11 protein-coding genes and 1 pseudogene are annotated in these 20,959 nt (G+C 44.5%); 4 read left to right on the top strand and 8 right to left on the bottom strand.

The features are described 5' to 3' along the window. Positions 1-64 precede the first annotated feature (64 nt). The gene (locus tag PAENI_RS30540) at positions 65-682 is read left to right on the top strand and encodes a TetR/AcrR family transcriptional regulator (RefSeq protein ID WP_094872232.1); all 618 of its coding nucleotides are present in this window, start codon (positions 65-67) and stop codon (positions 680-682) included. Between the two features lie 28 nt (positions 683-710). Further along, complete coding sequence (locus PAENI_RS30535) at positions 711-3,062, top strand: MMPL family transporter (protein WP_149647847.1); 2,352 nt, start codon at positions 711-713, stop codon at positions 3,060-3,062. Positions 3,063-3,516: 454 nt separating this feature from the next. Here PAENI_RS30535 and PAENI_RS30530 read toward each other — a convergent pair whose 3' ends face one another. Continuing rightward, complete coding sequence (locus PAENI_RS30530) at positions 3,517-7,974, bottom strand: glycoside hydrolase family 10 protein (RefSeq protein WP_149647846.1); 4,458 nt, start codon at positions 7,972-7,974, stop codon at positions 3,517-3,519. Positions 7,975-8,530: 556 nt separating this feature from the next. Here PAENI_RS30530 and PAENI_RS30525 point away from each other — a divergent pair. Continuing rightward, positions 8,531-11,185, top strand: coding sequence for a cation-translocating P-type ATPase (locus PAENI_RS30525; protein WP_149647845.1), 2,655 nt, complete (start codon positions 8,531-8,533; stop codon positions 11,183-11,185). A 118-nt stretch (positions 11,186-11,303) separates the two neighbouring features. Here PAENI_RS30525 and PAENI_RS32880 read toward each other — a convergent pair whose 3' ends face one another. Beyond that, complete coding sequence (locus PAENI_RS32880) at positions 11,304-11,492, bottom strand: V4R domain-containing protein (RefSeq protein WP_410477499.1); 189 nt, start codon at positions 11,490-11,492, stop codon at positions 11,304-11,306. 488 nt (positions 11,493-11,980) lie between these two features. Between PAENI_RS32880 and PAENI_RS30515 the strand changes: the two genes are divergently transcribed. Further along, on the top strand, positions 11,981-13,912 hold the full coding sequence (locus tag PAENI_RS30515) for an ATP-dependent DNA helicase (protein WP_262495789.1): 1,932 nt from the start codon (positions 11,981-11,983) through the stop codon (positions 13,910-13,912). 203 nt (positions 13,913-14,115) lie between these two features. Here PAENI_RS30515 and PAENI_RS30510 read toward each other — a convergent pair whose 3' ends face one another. The 6 genes and pseudogenes from PAENI_RS30510 to PAENI_RS30485 all read right to left on the bottom strand — a co-directional run bounded on the left by PAENI_RS30510 (position 14,116) and on the right by PAENI_RS30485 (position 20,947). Further along, a complete protein-coding gene (locus tag PAENI_RS30510) occupies positions 14,116-15,297 on the bottom strand; it encodes a sensor histidine kinase (protein WP_188114758.1) in 1,182 nt (393 codons plus the stop codon). A gap of 577 nt (positions 15,298-15,874) precedes the next feature. After that, positions 15,875-16,132, bottom strand: a pseudogene (locus PAENI_RS30505) (MFS transporter); the annotation flags it as partial. A gap of 261 nt (positions 16,133-16,393) precedes the next feature. Beyond that, on the bottom strand, positions 16,394-17,374 hold the full coding sequence (locus tag PAENI_RS30500; protein ID WP_410477502.1) for an ROK family protein: 981 nt from the start codon (positions 17,372-17,374) through the stop codon (positions 16,394-16,396). A gap of 305 nt (positions 17,375-17,679) precedes the next feature. Further along, a complete protein-coding gene (locus PAENI_RS30495; protein ID WP_149647840.1) occupies positions 17,680-18,549 on the bottom strand; it encodes a carbohydrate ABC transporter permease in 870 nt (289 codons plus the stop codon). After that, on the bottom strand, positions 18,546-19,469 hold the full coding sequence (locus PAENI_RS30490) for a carbohydrate ABC transporter permease (protein ID WP_149647839.1): 924 nt from the start codon (positions 19,467-19,469) through the stop codon (positions 18,546-18,548). Before PAENI_RS30490 ends, PAENI_RS30495 begins: the two co-directional genes overlap by 4 nt. 74 nt (positions 19,470-19,543) lie before the next feature. Continuing rightward, a complete protein-coding gene (locus PAENI_RS30485) occupies positions 19,544-20,947 on the bottom strand; it encodes an ABC transporter substrate-binding protein (protein ID WP_149647838.1) in 1,404 nt (467 codons plus the stop codon). Positions 20,948-20,959: the final 12 nt, after the last annotated feature.

Here is a 20,959-nt window from a genome sequence, read left to right as displayed (position 1 = left end):
ATATAAAAATAGAAAATAGAGCACAGAATGTCCTCTGTACTTAAGAAAGGAGATCGCATAGAACTTGAACCCCAAACAGACGCTGCGCGACAAAAAAAAAGAAGCTACTGCCTATGCCTTAGCCAAATCTGCCTTCGAGCTTGCGCTTGAACTAGGGATGGACGGCTTCATCGTCGACGACGTTGTACAGAAGGCCGGCTACTCCCGGCGAACCTTTGCCAACTACTTCTCATGCAAAGAGGAGGCGGTAGCCGCATATTTTATCAGCAACTCTTCAAGAGAGGGTCAGAGCAAGCTATTCGAGGATCTGCCACCAGATGCAACACCGCTGGATGCCTTATACAAATTGTTCAAGCTGCAGTTTACTTCCGAGTTTCTGTATCAATTGCGGCAGTTTGTATCGCTGGCTAATCAGTATCAGTCGCTGGAGCCTTATATCCTCAGCGTATTCCGCCGCCTGCAGATTGCCGCGCAGGAAGTGCTCGAACAGTTCACTCATGGACGTTATGCCGACGGATATACACATCTTCTCGCTGGTGCCGTTTACGGAGCGTTCGTGCCGATTCTGGATGGACGTCTGAACGTCATGCTACCAGGTGAAGCGCAGGATGAACACTCCGATGCCATATCGTTCGATCAATATCTAAATTCCATGTTTACTTACTTACGCAAAGGCTTTTAATTTAGAGATACAAAGGAGAAACCATAATATGTCTACATTTCTGTACCGATTGGGCAAATCTGCATATACCAAGCCCTGGTATTTCCTTACCGTCTGGATTCTGATTCTCGGTGTCATAGGCGCCCTGCTTGGTGTCAATGGCATCCAGTCCAGCTCGGAAATGAAAATTGAAGGCACTGAATCGCAAAAAGTACTGGATATGCTGGTCAAGGAACTTCCAGCAGCTGCTGGCGGACAGGCGAGCGTTGCCTTTACCGCACCTGATGGAGAACGGCTAGATACGCCGGAGAGATCAGCACTGATTCTGAAGGCTATAAATGATGTCTACAGCATGGACTATATCATCAATCCTGCTGAACTGGCCGCGCAAGCCGCGGCGGCTGCGGGTCAAGCTGCAGGAGCAGACCCATCAGCAGCTGCTGGTGGCCAAACTGCCACTGCGGACCCTTCGGCGGCTGCGAGTCAGACAGACGCTGCGGTTCAGGCCGCTCCTTACGGGCCACTAATCGTTGATGGTGCTCCGGTTCCCGGCGTTATGCTGTCCGCCGACGGTAGCATCGCCCTGTTCCAATTCCAGTTCACTGTTCAGCAGACATCACTCCCCTCTTCTGTACCAGATAACGTGATTAAGGCTGTAACCGAAGTCGAGCAGGCAGGCTCCGGGATCACAGCCATTCCGAGTGATTCACTCAAAAGCACACCATCCATCGGATCTACGGAAGCGATCGGCGTAGCCGTCGCAGCAGTTGTGCTGTTTATTACACTCGGTTCGATTGTTGCAGCCGGACTGCCGCTGATCACCGCGCTCCTTGGTGTCGCGATTAGCGTCGGCGGTGCTTTTGCTCTTTCGAATATTGTGCACATGAATGACATTACACCCATTCTCGCAGTCATGATCGGTCTGGCTGTCGGTATCGACTACTCCTTATTTATCGTGAACCGGCAGCGGCGGTTAATTCTCGATGAGAATTTAAGTGCCAAGGAAGCGGCAAGCCGAGCGGTCGGCACCGCCGGAAGTGCAGTATTCTTCGCCGGACTGACCGTCATCATCGCCCTTTGCGGCATGTTGGTCATCGGCATCGGCTTCTTGTCAACCATGGCTCTCGTTGCTGCTGTCAGCGTGCTGATCACTGTTCTGTTGGCGCTTACCCTGCTGCCTGCGCTGCTGGGTCTCGTCGGCGAACGGATCTGCACCGCCAAGGCACGTTCAAAGAACGTAGCTTCCGCGAACAAAGCCCGTCACGGGTTCTCACACCGCTGGGCGAACGCAACGGTAAAATACCGCTGGGCTATCATTGTTCTAGTGGTCTTGGTTCTTGGTACAGCGGCGATTCCAGTAACCAAAATGGAGCTAGGTATTCCGTCTGGCGCTTCGGCAAATCTGGACACTCCAGCACGCCAGAGCTATGACATCATCTCCAAGGGCTTCGGCGAAGGGTTCAACGGTCCGCTACTACTGGTGGCCCAACCAAACAACCCGTCCGACAAGATTTCCATGGAGACGCTTGGTAAGCTGGTTCAAGAGCTGCAAATGCATGAGAACGTCACGCTGGTGTCCCCGATGGGTGTCAACGCGACCGGAGATATTGCTATTATCAGTCTAATCCCTAAAACTGGCCCTACAGATACAAAGACGAGAGATCTGGTACAGGATCTGCGCGATCCCGCTTCCAGCCTCGCATCAGCAAATGATGTAACGCTTGGCGTGACCGGCTTCACTGCGATCAACATCGATATGTCCTCCAAGCTATCCGATGCATTTCCCGTGTATATCGGCATCATCGTAATTCTATCCCTAATTATATTGCTGCTTGTTTTCCGGTCGGTCATCGTTCCGATCAAGGCGACGGTAGGCTTCATTCTCAGTGTGCTCGCTACTTTCGGTCTTACCACGGCCGTGTACCAGTGGGGATGGCTGCACTCTCTGTTTGGTTTTGACACAGGAGGCCCACTGCTCAGCTTTATGCCAATTCTGGTCACCGGCATTCTGTACGGACTGGCGATGGATTATCAGGTATTCCTCGTCAGCTCCATGCGTGAGGCTTACGTCCATGGACGTCGTGGCAACGACAGTGTCGTTCACGGCTACGATCTCGCCAGCCGCGTCGTACTTGCCGCAGGCGTAATCATGGTTTCCGTCTTCGCTGGCTTCATCTTCGCACCTGATGCGATGATCAAGCAGATCGGATTCGCACTGGCCTTCGGCATCCTGATCGATGCTTTCATCATCCGCATGACGCTCGTTCCGGCGGTAATGGCCGTCTTCGGCGACAAAGCCTGGTGGCTTCCGAAATGGCTAGACCGTCTGCTTCCGAACCTCGACGTCGAGGGCGATAAGCTGATCGCCATGCTTAATGCCAAGGGAGAAGGTAAGAAATAAGAAGAGGATAGCCTTTGAACTGTCCTCCCAAAATTTTGAAGAGCATGACCCTGCGAACTACCTGCAGGGTCTGCTTTACTTTTTAAGGCATTGCAGTTCTCCTGTGTCAGAGAAATCTTCTCTATATTGATCGACGAACAAATTACCCTGTTGGGTGAGTTGGCTTCTGTTAGTTTAAATTTGTAACTTACGTAGCACACCTTGTTGTATTTTCCACAGATTTTCGGTGGTTTGGCGAGAAAAACTCCAATGTAGAGGAGCAAATAAACACGGGCTCCGGCACTCCTTTCGTGCACCCCTTGAACTCATTTCTGCCATTGCCCATATCCGTTGAGTCCTATACAAAAACAAGAACAGCGATTCTCCATGGATGGGAGAATCGCTGTTTTCTGTCGTTTACGTTTTTTTTGATATTTCTTGTAACCGCCTATAAAGACTTTCTCTCAAAGCTAGCCTACAGCTTCCAGATGCGGTACAAGATAACTGCTGCTTCAGCACGGGTAAGCGTGTCGTTAGGCGCAATTCTATCGTTCTTTCCGTTCACAACTCCGAATTTGATCAACAATAATGCGCTGTCTTTCGCATAGCTGGAGATGCTTGCTTCATCCAGATAAGCATTTAAAGTTCCACTCGCCTTGATTTGCTTACCGGATGCCGCTAGCGCACGCGCAGTCAGCACCATCATATCTTGGCGAGAGACTTCAATGTTTGGTCGGAACGTATCATCTTCAAAGCCTGTGGCAATTCCCAGTTCCTTCGCGATGACCAGTTCATCATAATAATAGTCCGTCTTTTGGACATCGCTGAACAATGCTTCACTTTTGCCCGTTCCCTTCAGTTCAAGCGCTCTCACGAGAAGAGCAATGAAATCCGCTCGCTTCATAGAATCTGCAGGTGAGAAATTATTCATGCTGGTGCCTTGGATGACATCGCGAGCTGCCATAACATCTATGGCTTGTTTTGCCCAAGATAGGTTCTGCAGGTCTCCGAAGTTTTTCTTTACAAAGGTTACTGCATAAGTGCTGAAGTGGGTCGTTTGAAATACAACCGTTTGGGTTGCAGCATCATATCGACCGTTCGGAACCGGAGCTACGTTGCCTTTATCATCGATGTACCAAACAACGATTAAATCCGGATTACTTTGCTCCTCCGCTGTCGGTGTATACGGAATGGATACCGTGACAGGTGCGTTAGGGTTATTCCATGGAATGACTTTATCGCCTGATACTACGCTTAGATCAATAACCGGATGGTTGCCGATCAAATTGCGGGTAGCTGCACTCAGGCTGTCCGCTGAGACTTTACTTATGCGTATGGACACTTGCTCAGCAAGGTCTGTTAAGTCGGGCAGCATATTGCTTGGAATTTGGATTGTAGCATTTTCCGTCTTAAGCAATAGTTCAAAGTTTTCTTTCCCCATCAAGCTTTGGGTTGGCAATTGTATATCATACACTTTCGCATCCGTTTGCTTTGGTACTTCGATCACGATTTGTTTCTTGCCGTTTGCCGCTGCTGTAGCTTGTTCAAGCGCTTTTTTCAAGTTGTCGCTGGAGATCGTGCCTATGGCACGCCCGTTATCGGATTTCACCTCCAGTGTAATCGTAACAACACCATCTTTGTTTGCAATGGCTACAGGCTGTGGAGTTGTTACTGCACTACCAGTGTTGCTACTACCAGTTGGTGTATTTGTTGGTGTTGGCGTTGGTGTTGGCGTCGGTTCCGAACCGGTAGATTTCCCCTTGAGGGTAAGTACACCATAAACAGATGTGTCCATATATCCAGTACCGGTTGTATCGTTCCAAGCCGCAACACTTTGACGTGAGCCGTCTTTAGCATCATTGATCTGTACATCGAAACCAAGCTTTGTATCGTCATCCGGAGTTATCCCATGAAGCGGAATCTTCACTTCAACCGTGTAGTTTGTTCCGGAAATGTGAGTCGCCGATTCGAAACCAGCTGCGATGCTTGTGGGATTAAATGAAGTCTCATTGTCAAAATTGATTCTGTACTGCCCATCATCCTCTTGATAGAACGTTGTTTTCCCATTGTTTGGGTCCACGAAGATTTCAACCGAATCCTGTTCATGTGCGTTCACACTGCTCTTATCAAGCTGCGTATCGCTAACCTGGATCAGGACATAAAGATTTTGATCATCCCAGAGTGCTTTTGCCACTCCGCTCGCACCCTGCCAAGCTGTTTGATAACGGTTGATCGGCATTTCAGCGGTCTGGCTCCAGATCTCGTCAACCGTTCCATCAATGACAGGTGCAGCGAATTTAGCGGTCGAATGATTAGCTTCAACCGATTCAGGCTCATGCTCTTCAATGAAGGTATCAGGATCGATAACGCCATAGTAAGCTGGCTTGGCTTGTAAGTTCTTATCGAACAGTAGTGGATTGGATGAAGCTCTCCAGCTCGTGTTATCATCCATACCCCAGAAGGTAACGCGTTTGATATGCTCATCGTTAGCTCTGAAGATATTTAACAACTGCGCATACAGATAACCCTGCGCATTAGCGAGCTTCTCAGAAAGCTGATAGTTGCTTCCAGCCTGAATGTCCAGCTCGGTAATGCTAACTTCGACGCCCAAGGAAATAAACTTCTCCAAGGACCGCTCCACATTTTCCGGGTTTGTATTGATGCTGTAATGTGCTTGCATGCCGACACCATCAACAAGCAATTTACCAGGGTGAGTCAGCGCATATTTATCATTAATTTCTTTGACCATACTGTAAATGGCCTGCGCTTTATTCTGATTATCTTCGTTATAATCATTGTAATAGAGTTTAATATTCCAATCAGGATTCGCGTCTAGAACTTCTCTTGCCGCCAGGAATGCCTGCTCTACGTAGTCTGCGCCGATAGCACTCTTCCATGGGGCGGATCGCAGTGCAGTTTTCCAATCCGTTGGGTTAGACGGGTTATCACTCATCGCCTCATTGACAACATCCCAGGAGATCACCTTATCGCCAAAATGCTCCATAACGGTTTTGATATGAGCCCTCAAATTATCTAGAGCCTCATCCCGTCCCAAGGGGATCGTGTTGTTGTCTGCATCTGATGTTGTATTCATCCATGCTGGTGATTGCTGATGCCATACCAATACATGGCCATGCATCTGCATTCTCTCATCCAACACTTTATCTACAAGCTCATCCGCACCAGTGAACGTGAAGTTGCCCTTTGTAGGCTGCAACGCATCCGGCTTCATGGCATTACCTGCCGTAGCGACATTATGATGCATTTTCAGAAGTTCAAGTCTTACGCCTTCCAAATCCTCCGCAGATATTGCATTTCCGATCAAAAAATGATCTTCATAAGCATCTTTAATCGGAATCAGATCCTTTTGAATACCAACCGGACCCAATCCTGTTTTTTCAAAGCTGATGTCGTCGATATAAAAAGATGCAGTACTGTTACTTGAGCTTTCCACATAAATGGTCAAATACTCGCTGCTTACATTGTTATAGCGGTATGTGCCTTCGAACTGAACCCAGCCATCGTTTGCACTGATGGTTTTAGGTGCCAGTTGTACATAATTGGCGCTGCTTCCATTGCCAACCTGGGTAGACAGCTGAAGCTGGGAGCTTGCAGGCTGGATCAGCTTGACCCATAACGAAATTTTATATTCGTAGCCCTTGTCCACATATTTCTCCACACGTAATGAAGGCCCATGCCAGGTACTCGTTCTGCCCTCTACCTTTAAAGCATATGAACCGTTATCCGTGTGATTCTCATCATCGGTAATAGTAAGCGTTTCGCTACCTGCTCTGCCCTCAAAACCACCTGCTTTTTGATCCTCAAAAGTAACCGTGGTAAAAGGTAACGCTGGATCTCTAGGTGGTTCTGGTGTTGGTATTGGTGTCGGCTCTGCTGTCACCTTTTCTGTAACCAACACATCGCCGATATAGAACGGAACGGCTTTACCTATCGCGTTCGATTGGACGCGAAGTTTCGTATCTTTACTCGTATCTACGATGAATTCTTTCGTCAAAGTGATCCCTTTGCCAGCTTCATAATCCCCACTTGCCAAAAGGGCATAACTGCCTATCGCTTGTATATAAGCTTGTGCACCGCTAGGTACAGTCACATCAGGATCAACGTACACTGTTGCGGTCACCGTGTAGGTTTTACCATTTTCCAGGCCTATGTCGCTAAATGTAAAATCAGCCGCGTCCCAGTCATTTGTTCTATTGCTAACATATAATGCGGCACCATCAGCATTACCAGCAAAAACCTTACCGGTGACAGCTGTTAGATTAGCACTACCTGATTGTGTAGCTAAACCCTTGCCACTCACAAAAGATTCGTGATAAATTTCTTTATCCGTTTCTGTTACCGCTTTTTTTGCCGTGATGAGGACGTCCCCAATGTAAAACGGAACGGCTTTACCAATCTCGTCCGACAGAATACGTAGCGTCGTATCTTTACTCGTATCCACAGTGAATTCTTTAGTCAAGGTGATCGCTTTACCTGCTTCATAATTTACACTTGCCAAAAGACCATAGCTGTTTATGGTTTGGAGATAAGCTTGTGCGCCGCTAGGTACAGTCACATCAGCGTCAACATAAACGGATGCGGTCACCATGTAGGTTTTACCGTTTTCTAGGCCCATGTCACTAAATTTGAAATCAACCGCGTCATAGTTATTTGTTCTGTTGCCTACATATAAAGCCGCTCCGTCAGCATTGCCAGCAAATGCTTTATCTGTGACAGGCGTAAGACTAGCACTGCCCGATTGGCCTGCGATGCCTTTGCCACTCACAAAATTCTCGTGATATACCAATACTGAGTCTGATGGCACTATCGCATCGGGTGCTGCAGCTTCCGTAATCGGAGCCAGCCAGCTAGACGGAATAAGCAAAGCAGCTGCGAGTAAGATCGAGATGACTTGTTTAAGCATTTTACTCATTTGTTGCATTCCTCCTCCAGTTTTGGAAATCAGTTAATTACCTAAATTTTCTAGAACCAACCCTTTAAAATGAAATATCCTCCTGATACTTAGGCGTAGCCAATGTCTTTAACTTTAGAGATTCACCCCCCCATTTGTAACCGCTTTCATATGTGCTTACACCATTTTACAACTCCGACATAATTGACAACTATACTAATACTAAAGGTGTTACCCCCCATAATCATAGGAAAACACACGAAAGATCCAGGAATTCCCTATGTCTTCCCATGTATTAAGACTTCTTCATAGGTAATCCAATACTATTCATTAAAAAGATTTCACAATATGGACGATTACGAATGATCTTTTTTTAGATATGCGCATACTAAGCTCCATATTTTGAAACTTGCGTCAAGTTGAATCGTAAGTTTGAAGATAGGTCCTGAAGTCTACTGATTTGACGAACTGATATACCATACTTGTGTAGAACACGCAGTTATGTGCACTTATGCAGTAAATCGAAGCTTATGAGACCTAAAAAAAGACACAGCACAGCGGAGAGGAGCTATCATTAGTGGAGTATTACCGCAAGAATGTAACAGACAGTTTACAGGAAGTGCAGAGTACAACTAACGGGCTTACGTCGGCAGAAGTCGACAAACGACTGGAACGTGATGGTTACAATGAATTAAAAGGAAAGAAAAAAGATCCCCTCTGGAAGCTTTTTCTTGAAAATTTCAAGGACCCTATGGTGGTCGTACTGCTTATTGCGGCCATTGTCCAGATTGTTATGGGTCAAGTTATGGAATCGCTTATCATTTTCCTCGTGTTGATTCTCAATGCAGTTATAAGTGTCATCCAAACTCGTAAAGCGGAGAGTTCACTTGATGCCCTGCAGCAGATGTCGGCACCCGAGGCTAAAGTGTTGCGGGATGGAGCCTTAAAATCAGTCCCTGCCAGAGAGCTTGTTCGCGGTGATATCGTATTACTGGAGGCTGGAGATTTTGTACCTGCCGACGGCCGTATCATAGAATCGGGAAGCTTGAAGATCAATGAAGGCATGCTGACCGGAGAATCCGAAGCTGTAGAGAAGCATACGGATACCATCGCGAAGGAATCTCCACTCGGGGACCGTCGTAATATGGCGTTTAGCGGTTCTTTGGTTGTATATGGCCGTGGAACTCTTGTAGTAACAGGAACTGCACTGACAACCGAAATCGGCAAAATCGCTGAACTCATTGAGAGCGCCGAAGCCAAGCAGACGCCACTACAGCGTAAGCTCGAAACCTTTAGCAAGCAGTTGGGTGTAGCAATTATCGTGCTGTCCGTTTTGATCTTTGCCATCCAAGCCGGACGTGTTTGGCTGTCGAATGATACAGTGGATACCACGGAAGCCATTCTGAATGCCCTAATGTTTGCAGTCGCTGTGGCAGTCGCCGCTATTCCTGAAGCTCTATCCTCGATCGTAACGATTGTCTTATCCGTAGGTACGAATAAAATGGCTAAGCAACATGCGATTATTCGTAAGCTGCCAGCCGTCGAAGCACTTGGATCAACCAGTGTCATCTGTACGGACAAAACCGGTACTCTGACCCAAAATAAAATGACAGTTGTAGATTACTTTTTACCGGAAGGTGATCGTGATCAATTCAATCAAGAGCCCGAAGAATGGTCTGAGGAAGCCCGGCGCCTCCTACACATTGCCGTGCTTTGTAACGACTCTAACATTAATGAAGATGGTAAAGAACTAGGCGATCCAACTGAGGTGGCACTTATTGCCTTCAGTAACAGCATGAATAAAGATTACAAGGAAATACGCGACAATTTCCCTCGTGAAGCCGAACTTCCTTTTGACTCGGATCGCAAGCTAATGACGACCTTACACACTTTTAACGGACAAAAAGCAATGATCACTAAAGGCGGACCAGATGTACTCTTTAGTCTTTGTACGCATGTACTACTAAGTGGACAAGAAGTGCCGATGACACCGGAAGTTCTTGATCTTTTCATTGAAGCCAATGAGGAATTCTCCAGCAGAGCACTACGTGTACTTGCCTATGCTTACAAAACTGTACCAAATACAGTCACTGAAGTGGGTCTTGAGGATGAACAAAATCTGGTGCTCGTAGGCTTGACAGCTATGATTGATCCCCCTCGGGAAGCTGTCTATGGCGCGATCGCAGAATCCAAGAAGGCTGGAATTCGGACCATCATGATTACTGGTGATCATAAGACAACCGCACAAGCGATCGGACGCGATATCGGCCTTATGACCGAAAAAGAAATTGCCGTAACCGGTCAAGAGCTTGATGCCATGTCCGACGAAGAACTGGATAATAAGCTTGAACAGATTGGTGTGTACGCCCGAGTCTCTCCGGAGAATAAGATCAGAATTGTCCGGGCGTGGCAGCGAAAAGGCAAAATCACAGCCATGACCGGTGATGGCGTAAATGACGCGCCTGCCTTGAAGCAAGCAGATATCGGTGTTGCTATGGGCAGTGGAACCGATGTTGCTAAAGATGCGGCTGCCATGATTTTGACCGATGATAATTTTGTATCCATTGTGAATGCTGTATCTGTGGGCAGAACGGTATTCGACAATATCAAAAAAGCGATCGCCTATTTATTTTCAGGCAACCTGGGTGCGATTATCGCCATTCTGTTTGCCCTGATCTTCGACTGGATTAATCCCTTCACAGCGATTCAGCTTCTATTTATCAATCTGGCGAATGATTCACTGCCCGCCATTGCCCTTGGTATGGAGAAACCTGAACCTAACGTGATGAACAGAAATCCAAGAGAACTGAAGGAAGGTATATTTGCCGGAGGAATGATGCAGGCTATTATTACCCGTGGTCTACTTATAGGTATAGCCGTAATTATATCCCTGTATATCGGACTCCAGCATTCCCCTGATATGGGCGTGGCTATGGCTTTTACAACCCTGATCCTGTCTCGTACACTTCAGACCTTTGCCGCTCGCTCGAACAGTCAAACAGCTATTGAAGCTGGGTTTTTCAGCAACAAATACGTCATCGGAGCCGTTTTGGTCTGCTTTGCCTTTTACGGGATTGCGGTTCTGCCAGGAGTTAGAGAAATCTTCTCGATTCCGGCTTCATTCGGAATGTCCGATTGGCTGATTGCAAGCGGGCTGGCACTCGGCGCCGTCATCCTAATGGAATTGACGAAGGTTATTCGTAGAGCGTTTACTCCTAAATCAGCTTCTTAATCACAATTGAACAAAAAATCAAAACAGCGATTCTCCGAGAATGGAGAATCGCTGTTCTTCTGTCATTTACAGATCTGATTCAAACATCCGTATTATGATCAAAATATCACGTAAATTTTTAATATTTGACTATGTATTCACAACATTCATCCCCATGAACATTACATTTCACTTCCCGGACGGAAACTCGTTTCCCACGTATTTTGCTAAGTGCTCCTTCGATAATGGCCCCCTCTAGGTCACATACCATTTTCCCTTCCATAATAGGTAACCCTTCGCAGAAACAATCGTGTACTGCAATTGACATTCCCTTGTCATCTTCATGGGTTATTATTGGGATCCCTATCTTCATTTGTTCGAATAACCCGAATAGTTCATTAACGGAGGTAACACCAAACTCTTCCCCAATTTTTCTTTTCTCTCTTTATTTTTTTCATATCTGTAAAAGTAAAATGATCCATGCAAGTAACCTCCAAATTCTTATGTAATTTATATTTTAAATTTAATTGATATATTGAGTATAAACGTATCCAATAAATGCTTTGTGATCCTACGCACTTCCTATCTCTAATGATTGGAAGAACAAGGGTTAAAAATCATTATTTTATATTCTGACACTTGACTGTTAGCGCTTCATCTACGATAATTACAACCTCACCCAAAAAACTGGGACTGGAAGAAAATTGATTTTGAAAAGAGGCGGTCGTTATTAGCTGGTTAAGTGATCTATATAAATTACAGAAGCGGGAGCTAAAAAAGGACATCGAACCCTCTTTAGTCAATGCCATCTTTCGGATGTATGATAGATTTCCCAGGATTGGACTTAAAGAGCGGATCGGCCAGCAAGATATGTCTCTGGATATCGCTGATGCTTATATTAATGGTAAAAACGCAATGATTGAAGCTGGAGTCGGCATCGGTAAGTCCTTTGCATACCTCATTCCCAGCCTGCTCATTAACCAGGTCTCAAGGCAACCGATCATTATTGCAACATCCTCCATACAACTTTCAGAACAGATCCATAAAGATCTGAGATTCATCGGAAGCCGGCTCGGATTTACATCGGTTCGCTCCGTAGTCGGAAAAGGTATGGGGCAATATGCTTGCCGATACAGGGCAACAGACCTGTTACAACCTGATGATTCAAGCTCTCCTCTATCTACGCTTGCCCAGCGTATTGTGAATTATGACATTGATGAGAGAGCAGATATTAAGGGCGGAGTTAGTGATGCAGTATGGTCTAATGTTTGTGTGAATGATTGTAAATTTGAACGATGCCATTATAAAAGTACATGTTCATTTTACGAGATGAGAGCGAAGATTAACGCCTACGCCAGCGACATGGATTTTATTATCGTCAACCAAGACCTGCTCATCCGTGATTTGATCAAGAAAAAAGAAGGAACGAAGGGATTAATCACTGAACGGCCAGCTCTGATCGTAATTGATGAAGCTCATAATCTGGAAGCAAAGGTTAGAGATGCTAGAACGCTCGAGTTTACATATCGGGGAACCTGCCGTATTCTGGATGACACCTTACAGATTCTCTTCAAGCAATCCGCAGATAACGGCCTTTTGCCGCAATTTAAATTTTTAAAAAGATGCGTGGGTCATATTTTCAAACAGGTAGAAGCGGATTTGCTGCAAACAGCCAAGCAGGATAATGACCGGATAAAAGTGTCGGAGATCACAGGGATTCCGTTAAAGCGGGGGGCTCAGGTTTTGAAAGAGTTTAATCTCAGCTTATCCGTCTTAACTTCCAAGCATGAGCGAGAGATCGATAATCTTTTTGAAGCCATGAACGGACTTATAGATCTCTTTGATGTACTCGCCGGAGTCCAGGATAACTACCTGATTTGGGGAAGCAATACCCAGCGTGAGGCCACTATTAGTATCTGTCCTAAAGGCATAAGCCAGTTCCTAAGATATAGCTTATTTAACGGGAAAACATCTGTTATTTTAACGTCAGCAACTATGTGCCAGACCGGAGAAACACTAGAGGAACAATATGCATATCTGACGCAGTCGCTCGGTTACAAGGGAGATTATATGGAGCGCCAGGCTTCGCCGTTTGATTATGACAACCACACCATGCTGTATATTGCTAAGGACATCCCTTACTACAACCATCAGAACAAGGTAGGTTATCTTGAAGCAGCATACAAGGAAATGCTGAGGCTCTGTAATTTAACGGACGGACGGACATTGGTTCTTTTTTCAGCGAAGGAAGATATGAAGTACATTCATAATAAGTTAAAATCCGAGAAGCTTGCATGGGCGGTGCATGTTCAAAGAGAAGGATCGTCTCAGGACGGGGTGATCGCTGAATTCCGTGGCAGTAAAGGCGTTCTTCTTAGTACCGGTGTATTCTGGGAAGGCGTGAATATCGAAGGTTCTGATTTGTCGCAGTTAATTATTTTCCGTCTGCCCTTCCCTGTTCCTTCCGATCCTGTCTATGAATATAAGGCATCTTTGGCGAAGGATCCCTTAAATGACGTTTTTGTACCGGACATGCTGCTTCGGTTAAGACAAGGAACCGGGCGACTGATCCGTAGTGAGACTGACCTTGGTGTACTCAGCATACTTGATTCCCGTCTGTCTGCTGCTGCGAAAAAGGATTACCGGGATAAGGCACTGGAATCTTTACCATTTAAAAAGGTTACCGAGGATTTTAGAGTGCTGGAGAAGTTTGTAAAAGAAAAAGAGATACAACTTAGCGTTAAGTAGAACAGGCTGTACCGTCCTCTTAGGAACGCGTATTTTTGAATAGCGATACTGTGTATCGTTTGGAGGATCCTTTTCAGCATGAAAAAAAACAAACAAGCCTGAAGTGCTTCTGTGCCAGGCTTGTTTGTTTTTGCTGTATCAGCTCTCCGAAGCTGATGATCCATTTATCATCCTTCATTCAATCATTCAAATTGTTCGTAGCCTCAAATGTGATAATCATTTACCCAAGGCAAAATAACCATCACGCTAGTACCTACCTGAACTTCTGAGTCTACCTTAATTTGTCCCCCATACATCTCTATTAATTGTTTACAAATTGATAATCCAATTCCTGTCCCTTTTTGCTTGGTTGTAAAGAAAGGGTCAAATATTCGATTTAGTTTATCCAGTGGAATTCCTTCTCCATTGTCTTTAAAAATAAGGATAATTTCGTTAGTCTCATTAGCGGTGCTAACTGTAATGTCTATTCTGCCTCTAAACGCTGTGAATGAATCTATACTATTTTTTAAAATGTTAAGGATTACCTGTTCTAGTTGAGAGGCGTTTCCATACGTCATTACTTTCTCTAGAGAATACTCCACGGAAAGAATAATATCATCACTAAGTATGAGTTGATTCACGATGTTATTAACTCTATGTATAACCTCGATAACGTTATATACTACGCCGTTATTTTTCGAACTATCTCCTTTTCGAGCCAGTACTAGGAAGTCCGTTACTAATCCGTTCAGAGCATCAATCTCTTTGATGGTTATATCCAGATACGCACGCAATTCATCCGCCTTGATCTCCGGTTCATATAGCCTGTTATTTACAAGCTGGGCAAACCCTTTAATCGAAGCAAGCGGATTCCGTATTTCATGTGCCATACCAGCTGCCATTTGTCCCATAACAGCAATTTTTTGTTCATGCAAATTGTCAATCTGTTGATTTTTATTAGATAAATAACCCTTTGCAAAGCCCATAAAACCGGTCCAGTTGCTTTCCATTAAACGATTATAAAAAAACAATCGAGTCGTAGAATCATCTTCCATCTCTTCAATGATCTTAAACATCATATTCTGAGCGATTAAGATTAAATCCTTGCTCATTTCAAGTAAGATATCAAAATGATCACCGAATATTTCTGCAGTATAAATCCCTTGCTCCACCCCCTCTTTTTCTAGTATGTTTAGGTATTGGTCGTAATCAAAGGAATCCAAGAACAGTGCCTCTATCATACTCATTAATATCTTGTTGAATGTTGAATCTAACAATTCCTTATGCGTCTTTACAAACCAGGCGGATTCGATATTATTCATAGTTATAGAATGGTAATGCCTATCTAAAATAATTGGAACAGCTAGGGTTAATGACGAACGTAATGCATTTGCTCTGTATGACATTTTCATCCTCCCTCTTTGTTGTTTTGTATTCAATATATATGTATATTTTCCTGCTTCAAAAGTAACAGTAAGTCACTATATTTCACAAAACCAATAGTTTTACTTAATTAATAATTATAAGCGCTATAAAAAATGCAACACCCCAAGCTATTCCGCCTGTAACGGAATGGTTTGGGGTGTTGAGTACATGTATGGTAAATCTATATAACCATGGGGGAGCTTGTTAGCTCCTACTTACCTTCAAAAGACTAACCTTCCTCATCTTCGTCATTCTAGTATAACTATGCAATTGAAACGATATAGTCTTTGTACTATCAAAAAAGCATTTGATCCAGGATCAAATGCTTTTTACGTTGCTCCTTGGTTATTCAAACAGATCATTCACGGAACGAATAGGCTTCACATCCATGGATTCCTTCGATGCGGCTAGATTCAAATACACTCCTACCCAGATGATTGCGCATAAAATGATATAAACCATCTCTTTATCCCCTCCCTTGCGTGGGTTTTATCAGCAATCTATTAATCGTCTCTGTACTCAAAAACATCAATGTTAGTGCCGCATCCACCGCTCCCGTGGAATGGCAAATACTATGAACCAGAGCATCGATGGAGCAATGGAAAATCCAAGTAGCGCAACCGCAGTAAGGAAACAACTGAACAATGTGATTCTACCCGTACCCAGACGCTCGACCATCCTTTTGCTGAAGAGACTGGACACGATGGTCCCTCCCGCAATGATCATGGACACGATACCCGCCGAGCCGAGTAAAGAGTCAGGAAGTCCTAGACTGATAAAAGCCAGATATATAATAATCAAAAACCAGGTAGACAAGCATGCTTCCCCCTCGTGATAAAAATGATTCGTTGCACGCGTAAAGAAATACATTTATACACTTAATAAATATACTTTATAAAGTCTATGTATGAAGTATGCGATATAAGCATTCCTTTGTCAAGCAACCCATTCACTGATCTGGAGCTGTATCATCAGTGTGCAGTGCATATCAGCAATTGGATCAATACTCATATTGATCACCTAAAAAAAGAGGCTTGTCCCATAAGTCATTCATCTCATGACTTATGGGACAACCTCTTAATGGAGCTCGACCAAATCCGGCTCCAATGACTTCAATGTCAACCAGCGCAGGCCGGCCTCGAAATCTTCTTGAAATGTATTTTGCATAACAATCTGTGGATAAATGGGCATTGGATGTCGAAGCTGATAAGCTTCCCAAGCAGATGTCCAGATTTCTAATTCCACCTTATCCTGATATATTACAATTTTGTCCGGAGCAAGAACAGCATTCAGGGTTTGGATAATCCGGCAGGCAGTATTGATGAACGTGTCCTTGCCCATCTCGAGACTCCAGTCAGGCATGTCGGGCAGGAATTTTATTTCCCCTGACATGCCCTGATTACCTTTAAGGATCTTTCCATTCAGATAGATACCCATGCCAGGTGGGTACCTGTTTGGAAAGTAAAGACCAAGCAAGTACTGTTCCTCTTCCTCTCCCTGGTTCATGCAATATCCGCTGATAGCTGCATTAACGTCATTTTCAACCAAGATAGGCAACTCAAATTGTTGCTCAATCTCTTGAATCATCCGTGAGCCAGTCAGCTCATGGTGGCTGCTGACTTTAATTTCGCCGTTGACAACCTGTCCCGGAATGCCTATGCCAATAACCTTGATAGAAGGATACAAGGCTATAGAGTGTTCAATAATATCACAAAAAAATTGTCTTTCGAAGACTGGAATGATATGTTCATCCTTCGCCAGAATCTCGTTCTCCAAATTCACGACGGTGGCTGAAATCAGTACCTGTCCCTCTTTATCCTTCAGATAAATGACTAGCCCGAGGCTGAAGTTGTAATTGTAGCGATAAGTTTGTGCTGGTCTACCGCCGTTTGATGGTACAGTCAAGTCTTCGAACAGCTCACCTAACTCATGCAGCTCCTTGACTAATGAGTTTACTGTTACGACGCTCAGTTTGGTCAGTGCTGCCAGCTGGGGTTTGGTGGCTGTATTTATACGTTTCATCACTTGACGAACGTTGTTAAGGTTAATTTCCTTCATTAAGTTGGCGTTTGCTGTTCTCATAAGCCCCCCTGCTCGATGAACGTATGGATCAATTCATCAGGTATTCCTTTTAAGTATGATTGTACCTTAATGTCGTCTAGTTTTCATCTTCATACCTTAAATACGACAGTGTTAAATATTATATCTCGGGGTCCATATTAACAAAAAAGCAACCTCCTTGTTGGCAAGTTGCTTGTAAAACGACTCTATCGTGAATCTCTAATTATCATCTAAATTAACGATAGCGCCCGATGGAAATTTAATCCTCCATGTCTACTACTAGCTATCTTTAGCCATTAGAGCTAATTCTTCAATCCAGTCAAAGTGATTCCTTCTACGAAATATTTCTGACCAATCAGATAAAAAATGACGCCCGGCACAAAGGACATGCACGTAGCCGCCATCGTCAGTGACCAGTCCTGCTTGAGTTGGCCTCTAAAAGCGGTCAGTCCCAAGGCTATCGTATACTTATCGCTTGAGTTTATGTAAATCATCTGTTGAAGTAGATCGTTCCATAAACCGATAAAGATAAATAATGCGACGACGATCATTGCAGATTTAATTGCCGGCATAATAATACTGAACAAAATACGGAAATATCCAGCACCATCGATCGTTGCTGCTTGATCAAGCTCTCTCGGAATAGACATGATAAATTGCCTAATCAAAAAGATATTAAAAGCGCCACCGCCACAGAAATAAGGCAAAATCAATGGTAGATAGCTATCATGGATTCCTAAGCCCCTCGTCCACCCAATATATAGCGGAATGAGCGTAACCATTGCAGGTAAAAGCATCGAACCGACACAAAGAGCCCAAATCAATTTCTTGCCCCAAAAGCGCAGCCTTGCAAAGGCATAACCGCATAAAGTGGCTGTAAAGGTTCCTGCCAAACAGGCGGGTACAATAATAATCATGGTGTTCCATAAATATTTCCAAAACTTAAATATCTCTAGCGTTTCTCCATAGTTTGAAAACAACCAATTTCCTGGCAGCAGTGAAGGTGGATATTTGTATATCTCGGCATTCGACATGAGCGACGTGCGAAATATCCACCAGATCGGAAAGAGCACGAGTATAGTAAAGAAAATGACAGCGACAAATGAGATAAGGTTCATCCACTGATTATTGCGTTTCTTGCTCTTTAGTCTTCCGTATGTTGCTACACTCATTTGTCATCGCCTCCTTCATTAAAGATCCATAGGTTGGAGGTTTTGAATAATACACCAGTAAAGCCTGCAAGAATAACAAAAATAACTAACGTTGTCGCACAAGCATACCCTAACTTATAATTTACAAATGCTTGATCATACATTAGATAAGTCAAAAAACGTGAAGAATTACCCGGTCCGCCATTAGTTAATGCAAGAACCGGCGTAACGATCTGGAGATTAGCAATTAAACTCATTAACAAATTGTAAAAAATAATGGGTGACATGCATGGCAATGTGATGTGCAAGAATCGTTTCCATCCGTTGGCACCATCCATTTCAGCCGCTTCATGATAGACGCCCGGAACATTTTGAAGTCCAGCTAAGAAAATAACAATTAAGTTTCCTGATAACCAGATCGATATCAAGGATAGAGAAGGAACTACATAGCTGGAATCAGCGATAAAAGAAACTTTGTTTAAACCAACTTCGGAGAGCAGAAAGTTGAAAAAGCCAAAATTAGCCTCGTATAGCCAGGACCATCCTACGTATATTGCAGCTGCCGGCAAAACGTATGGAACATAGAAAATCGCTCTAAAAAAACCTCGTGCCGGAATTTTACGATTCAGAAGCATTGCGATAAAAAGTGAATAAATCATACTTCCAACTACTGATAAAATGGCAAAGTAGATCGTCGCTATAATAGAATCTTTAATATAAGGATCGGTGGTAAATAGATTTATGTAATTCTCGATGCCCACGAATTTGGGTTTCGCCAATCCTGTCCAATTCGTCAAGCTGATTCCTAGCACCCCAACAAGAGGCAGATACGTCAGAAAGATCAGCCCGAGGAAGGCAGGAATCAACAGGATATACGCAACGCGTGCCTCACTTGAATTAATGCGTGAACGGCGCTTCGGAGATTTATTAATAGTTTCCATTTTTCTCTCCCCACCTGATGATCAAAATATGGCCGCCGCGTTTGTGAGCATAGCAGCGGCCATCCTTCCAGACCTTAGTTACTACCTTTATTCGCAGCTTTCAAAGCATCGAGGTTTTTCGTGATAGCATCCTTAGCGGTCGTCTTTCCAGTCCACACATCCCCTAGAATCGATCCAAGCAAGGTGTTAAACTCCGTCGTATGATTCGTATAGAACCACGATGCTGGTTTTACAGCAGAAGATTGAGCATAATCAACTACTGCAGATTTGTATTCTTCATAAGCAGGGAAGTTAGGGTTCTCTACCCATTTACGGGTAAGGGTTTCATCCGTATACCATTTCTCCAGCGTCGGCATCCAGATTCCTGAACTAATGAGTCCCCAGTTATTTTCTTCAGAGTTGTACCACTTCAGCCATTCCATCGCTTCTTTTGGATGCTTAGTCTGGGAGAACACGACATTGGCTCCACCCGTGTTGAGGGTAACCTTATCCTTCATGTAAGGCAATACAGCAACGCCATAGTTCAGGCCTTCTTCCTTGGCCTTATTCAGACTAGTTCCCACGTTCCACGCACCGTTAGTAGCCATGGCGACAGTTCCCGCGATAATGGTTCGTTGAATACCATCATCAGTCTGTCCGACAGACAACGGAGCAACATGATCCTTCAAGTAAAGATCTGCAACCTTCTGAATTCCCTCGATACTGGCGTCTTCTCCAATTCTTACCTCAGTCCCATCACCCGAATAGAACCCTCCACCATTACCAAGCGCCCAGGTCTCGAGCTGCCATGGTAAGTTCTCAACGGATGCGCCAAACTGAACAATACTCTGCTCATTAAAGCCACTCTCATCAGGATGTTTACCATTTTTATCAATGGTCAGCTTCTTCGCTGTTGTTACAAATTCGTCCCATGTCCACGCTTTATCCAAAGCAGCTGGAGGATAGGGTACATTGGCTTTGTCGAACATGTCTTTGTTGTAATAGAGGAGTAAGATTTCATTGGCAGCCGCATAGGCTACGGTTTTCCCTTGATATTTGTAAGCTAAGCTATCCAGTGGTTTGCTGTCGCTTCCTTCATACATTGTATTCACATCATTCAGCATGCCTTGGGTAGACCACTGAACGACACCATCTTCCCTGAGCATCCCTGTATCAGGCAATTGCTCTGCCGTTGCCATTGTATTCAGCTTGGTCATGTAGTTTTCCCAAGGGATCGCTTGTACTTCTACTTCAATTCTGTCTTGAGAAGCATTAAATTTATCCGCCACTCCCTGGGTTACATTTCCCTCTTCCGCACTGCCCCACATCGAATAGATAATCTTGACCTTCTCCTCAGGCTTGGAAGTTGCGTTCTCGGATGCTTTGGGTGCATCAGTTGCCTCGGTTGCTGTGTTTGTCTCGTCTTTCGCACAACCAATGACACTTAATGCTAGTGCAGTTGAAAGAATACCTACCCCGAATACTTTACCTACTCTCAATTCCCTCTCCCC

Source organism: Paenibacillus sp. B2(2019) (assembly GCF_008370385.1).
In the GTDB taxonomy this organism is placed as follows: domain Bacteria; phylum Bacillota; class Bacilli; order Paenibacillales; family Paenibacillaceae; genus Paenibacillus_AQ.
This window is presented reverse-complemented; position numbering and strand designations above follow the sequence as displayed.

Excerpts from the sequence above, each read along its gene's own strand:
- PAENI_RS30535 (WP_149647847.1), top strand. The coding sequence starts at position 711 with ATGTCTACATTTCTGTACCGATTGGGCAAATCTGCATATACCAAGCCC.
- PAENI_RS30530 (WP_149647846.1), bottom strand. The coding sequence starts at position 7,974 with ATGAGTAAAATGCTTAAACAAGTCATCTCGATCTTACTCGCAGCTGCT.
- PAENI_RS32880 (WP_410477499.1), bottom strand. The coding sequence starts at position 11,492 with ATGTCAATTGCAGTACACGATTGTTTCTGCGAAGGGTTACCTATTATG.
- PAENI_RS30515 (WP_262495789.1), top strand. The coding sequence starts at position 11,981 with ATGTATGATAGATTTCCCAGGATTGGACTTAAAGAGCGGATCGGCCAG.
- PAENI_RS30510 (WP_188114758.1), bottom strand. The coding sequence starts at position 15,297 with ATGTCATACAGAGCAAATGCATTACGTTCGTCATTAACCCTAGCTGTT.
- PAENI_RS30500 (WP_410477502.1), bottom strand. The coding sequence starts at position 17,374 with ATGAAGGAAATTAACCTTAACAACGTTCGTCAAGTGATGAAACGTATA.
- PAENI_RS30495 (WP_149647840.1), bottom strand. The coding sequence starts at position 18,549 with ATGAGTGTAGCAACATACGGAAGACTAAAGAGCAAGAAACGCAATAAT.
- PAENI_RS30490 (WP_149647839.1), bottom strand. The coding sequence starts at position 19,469 with ATGGAAACTATTAATAAATCTCCGAAGCGCCGTTCACGCATTAATTCA.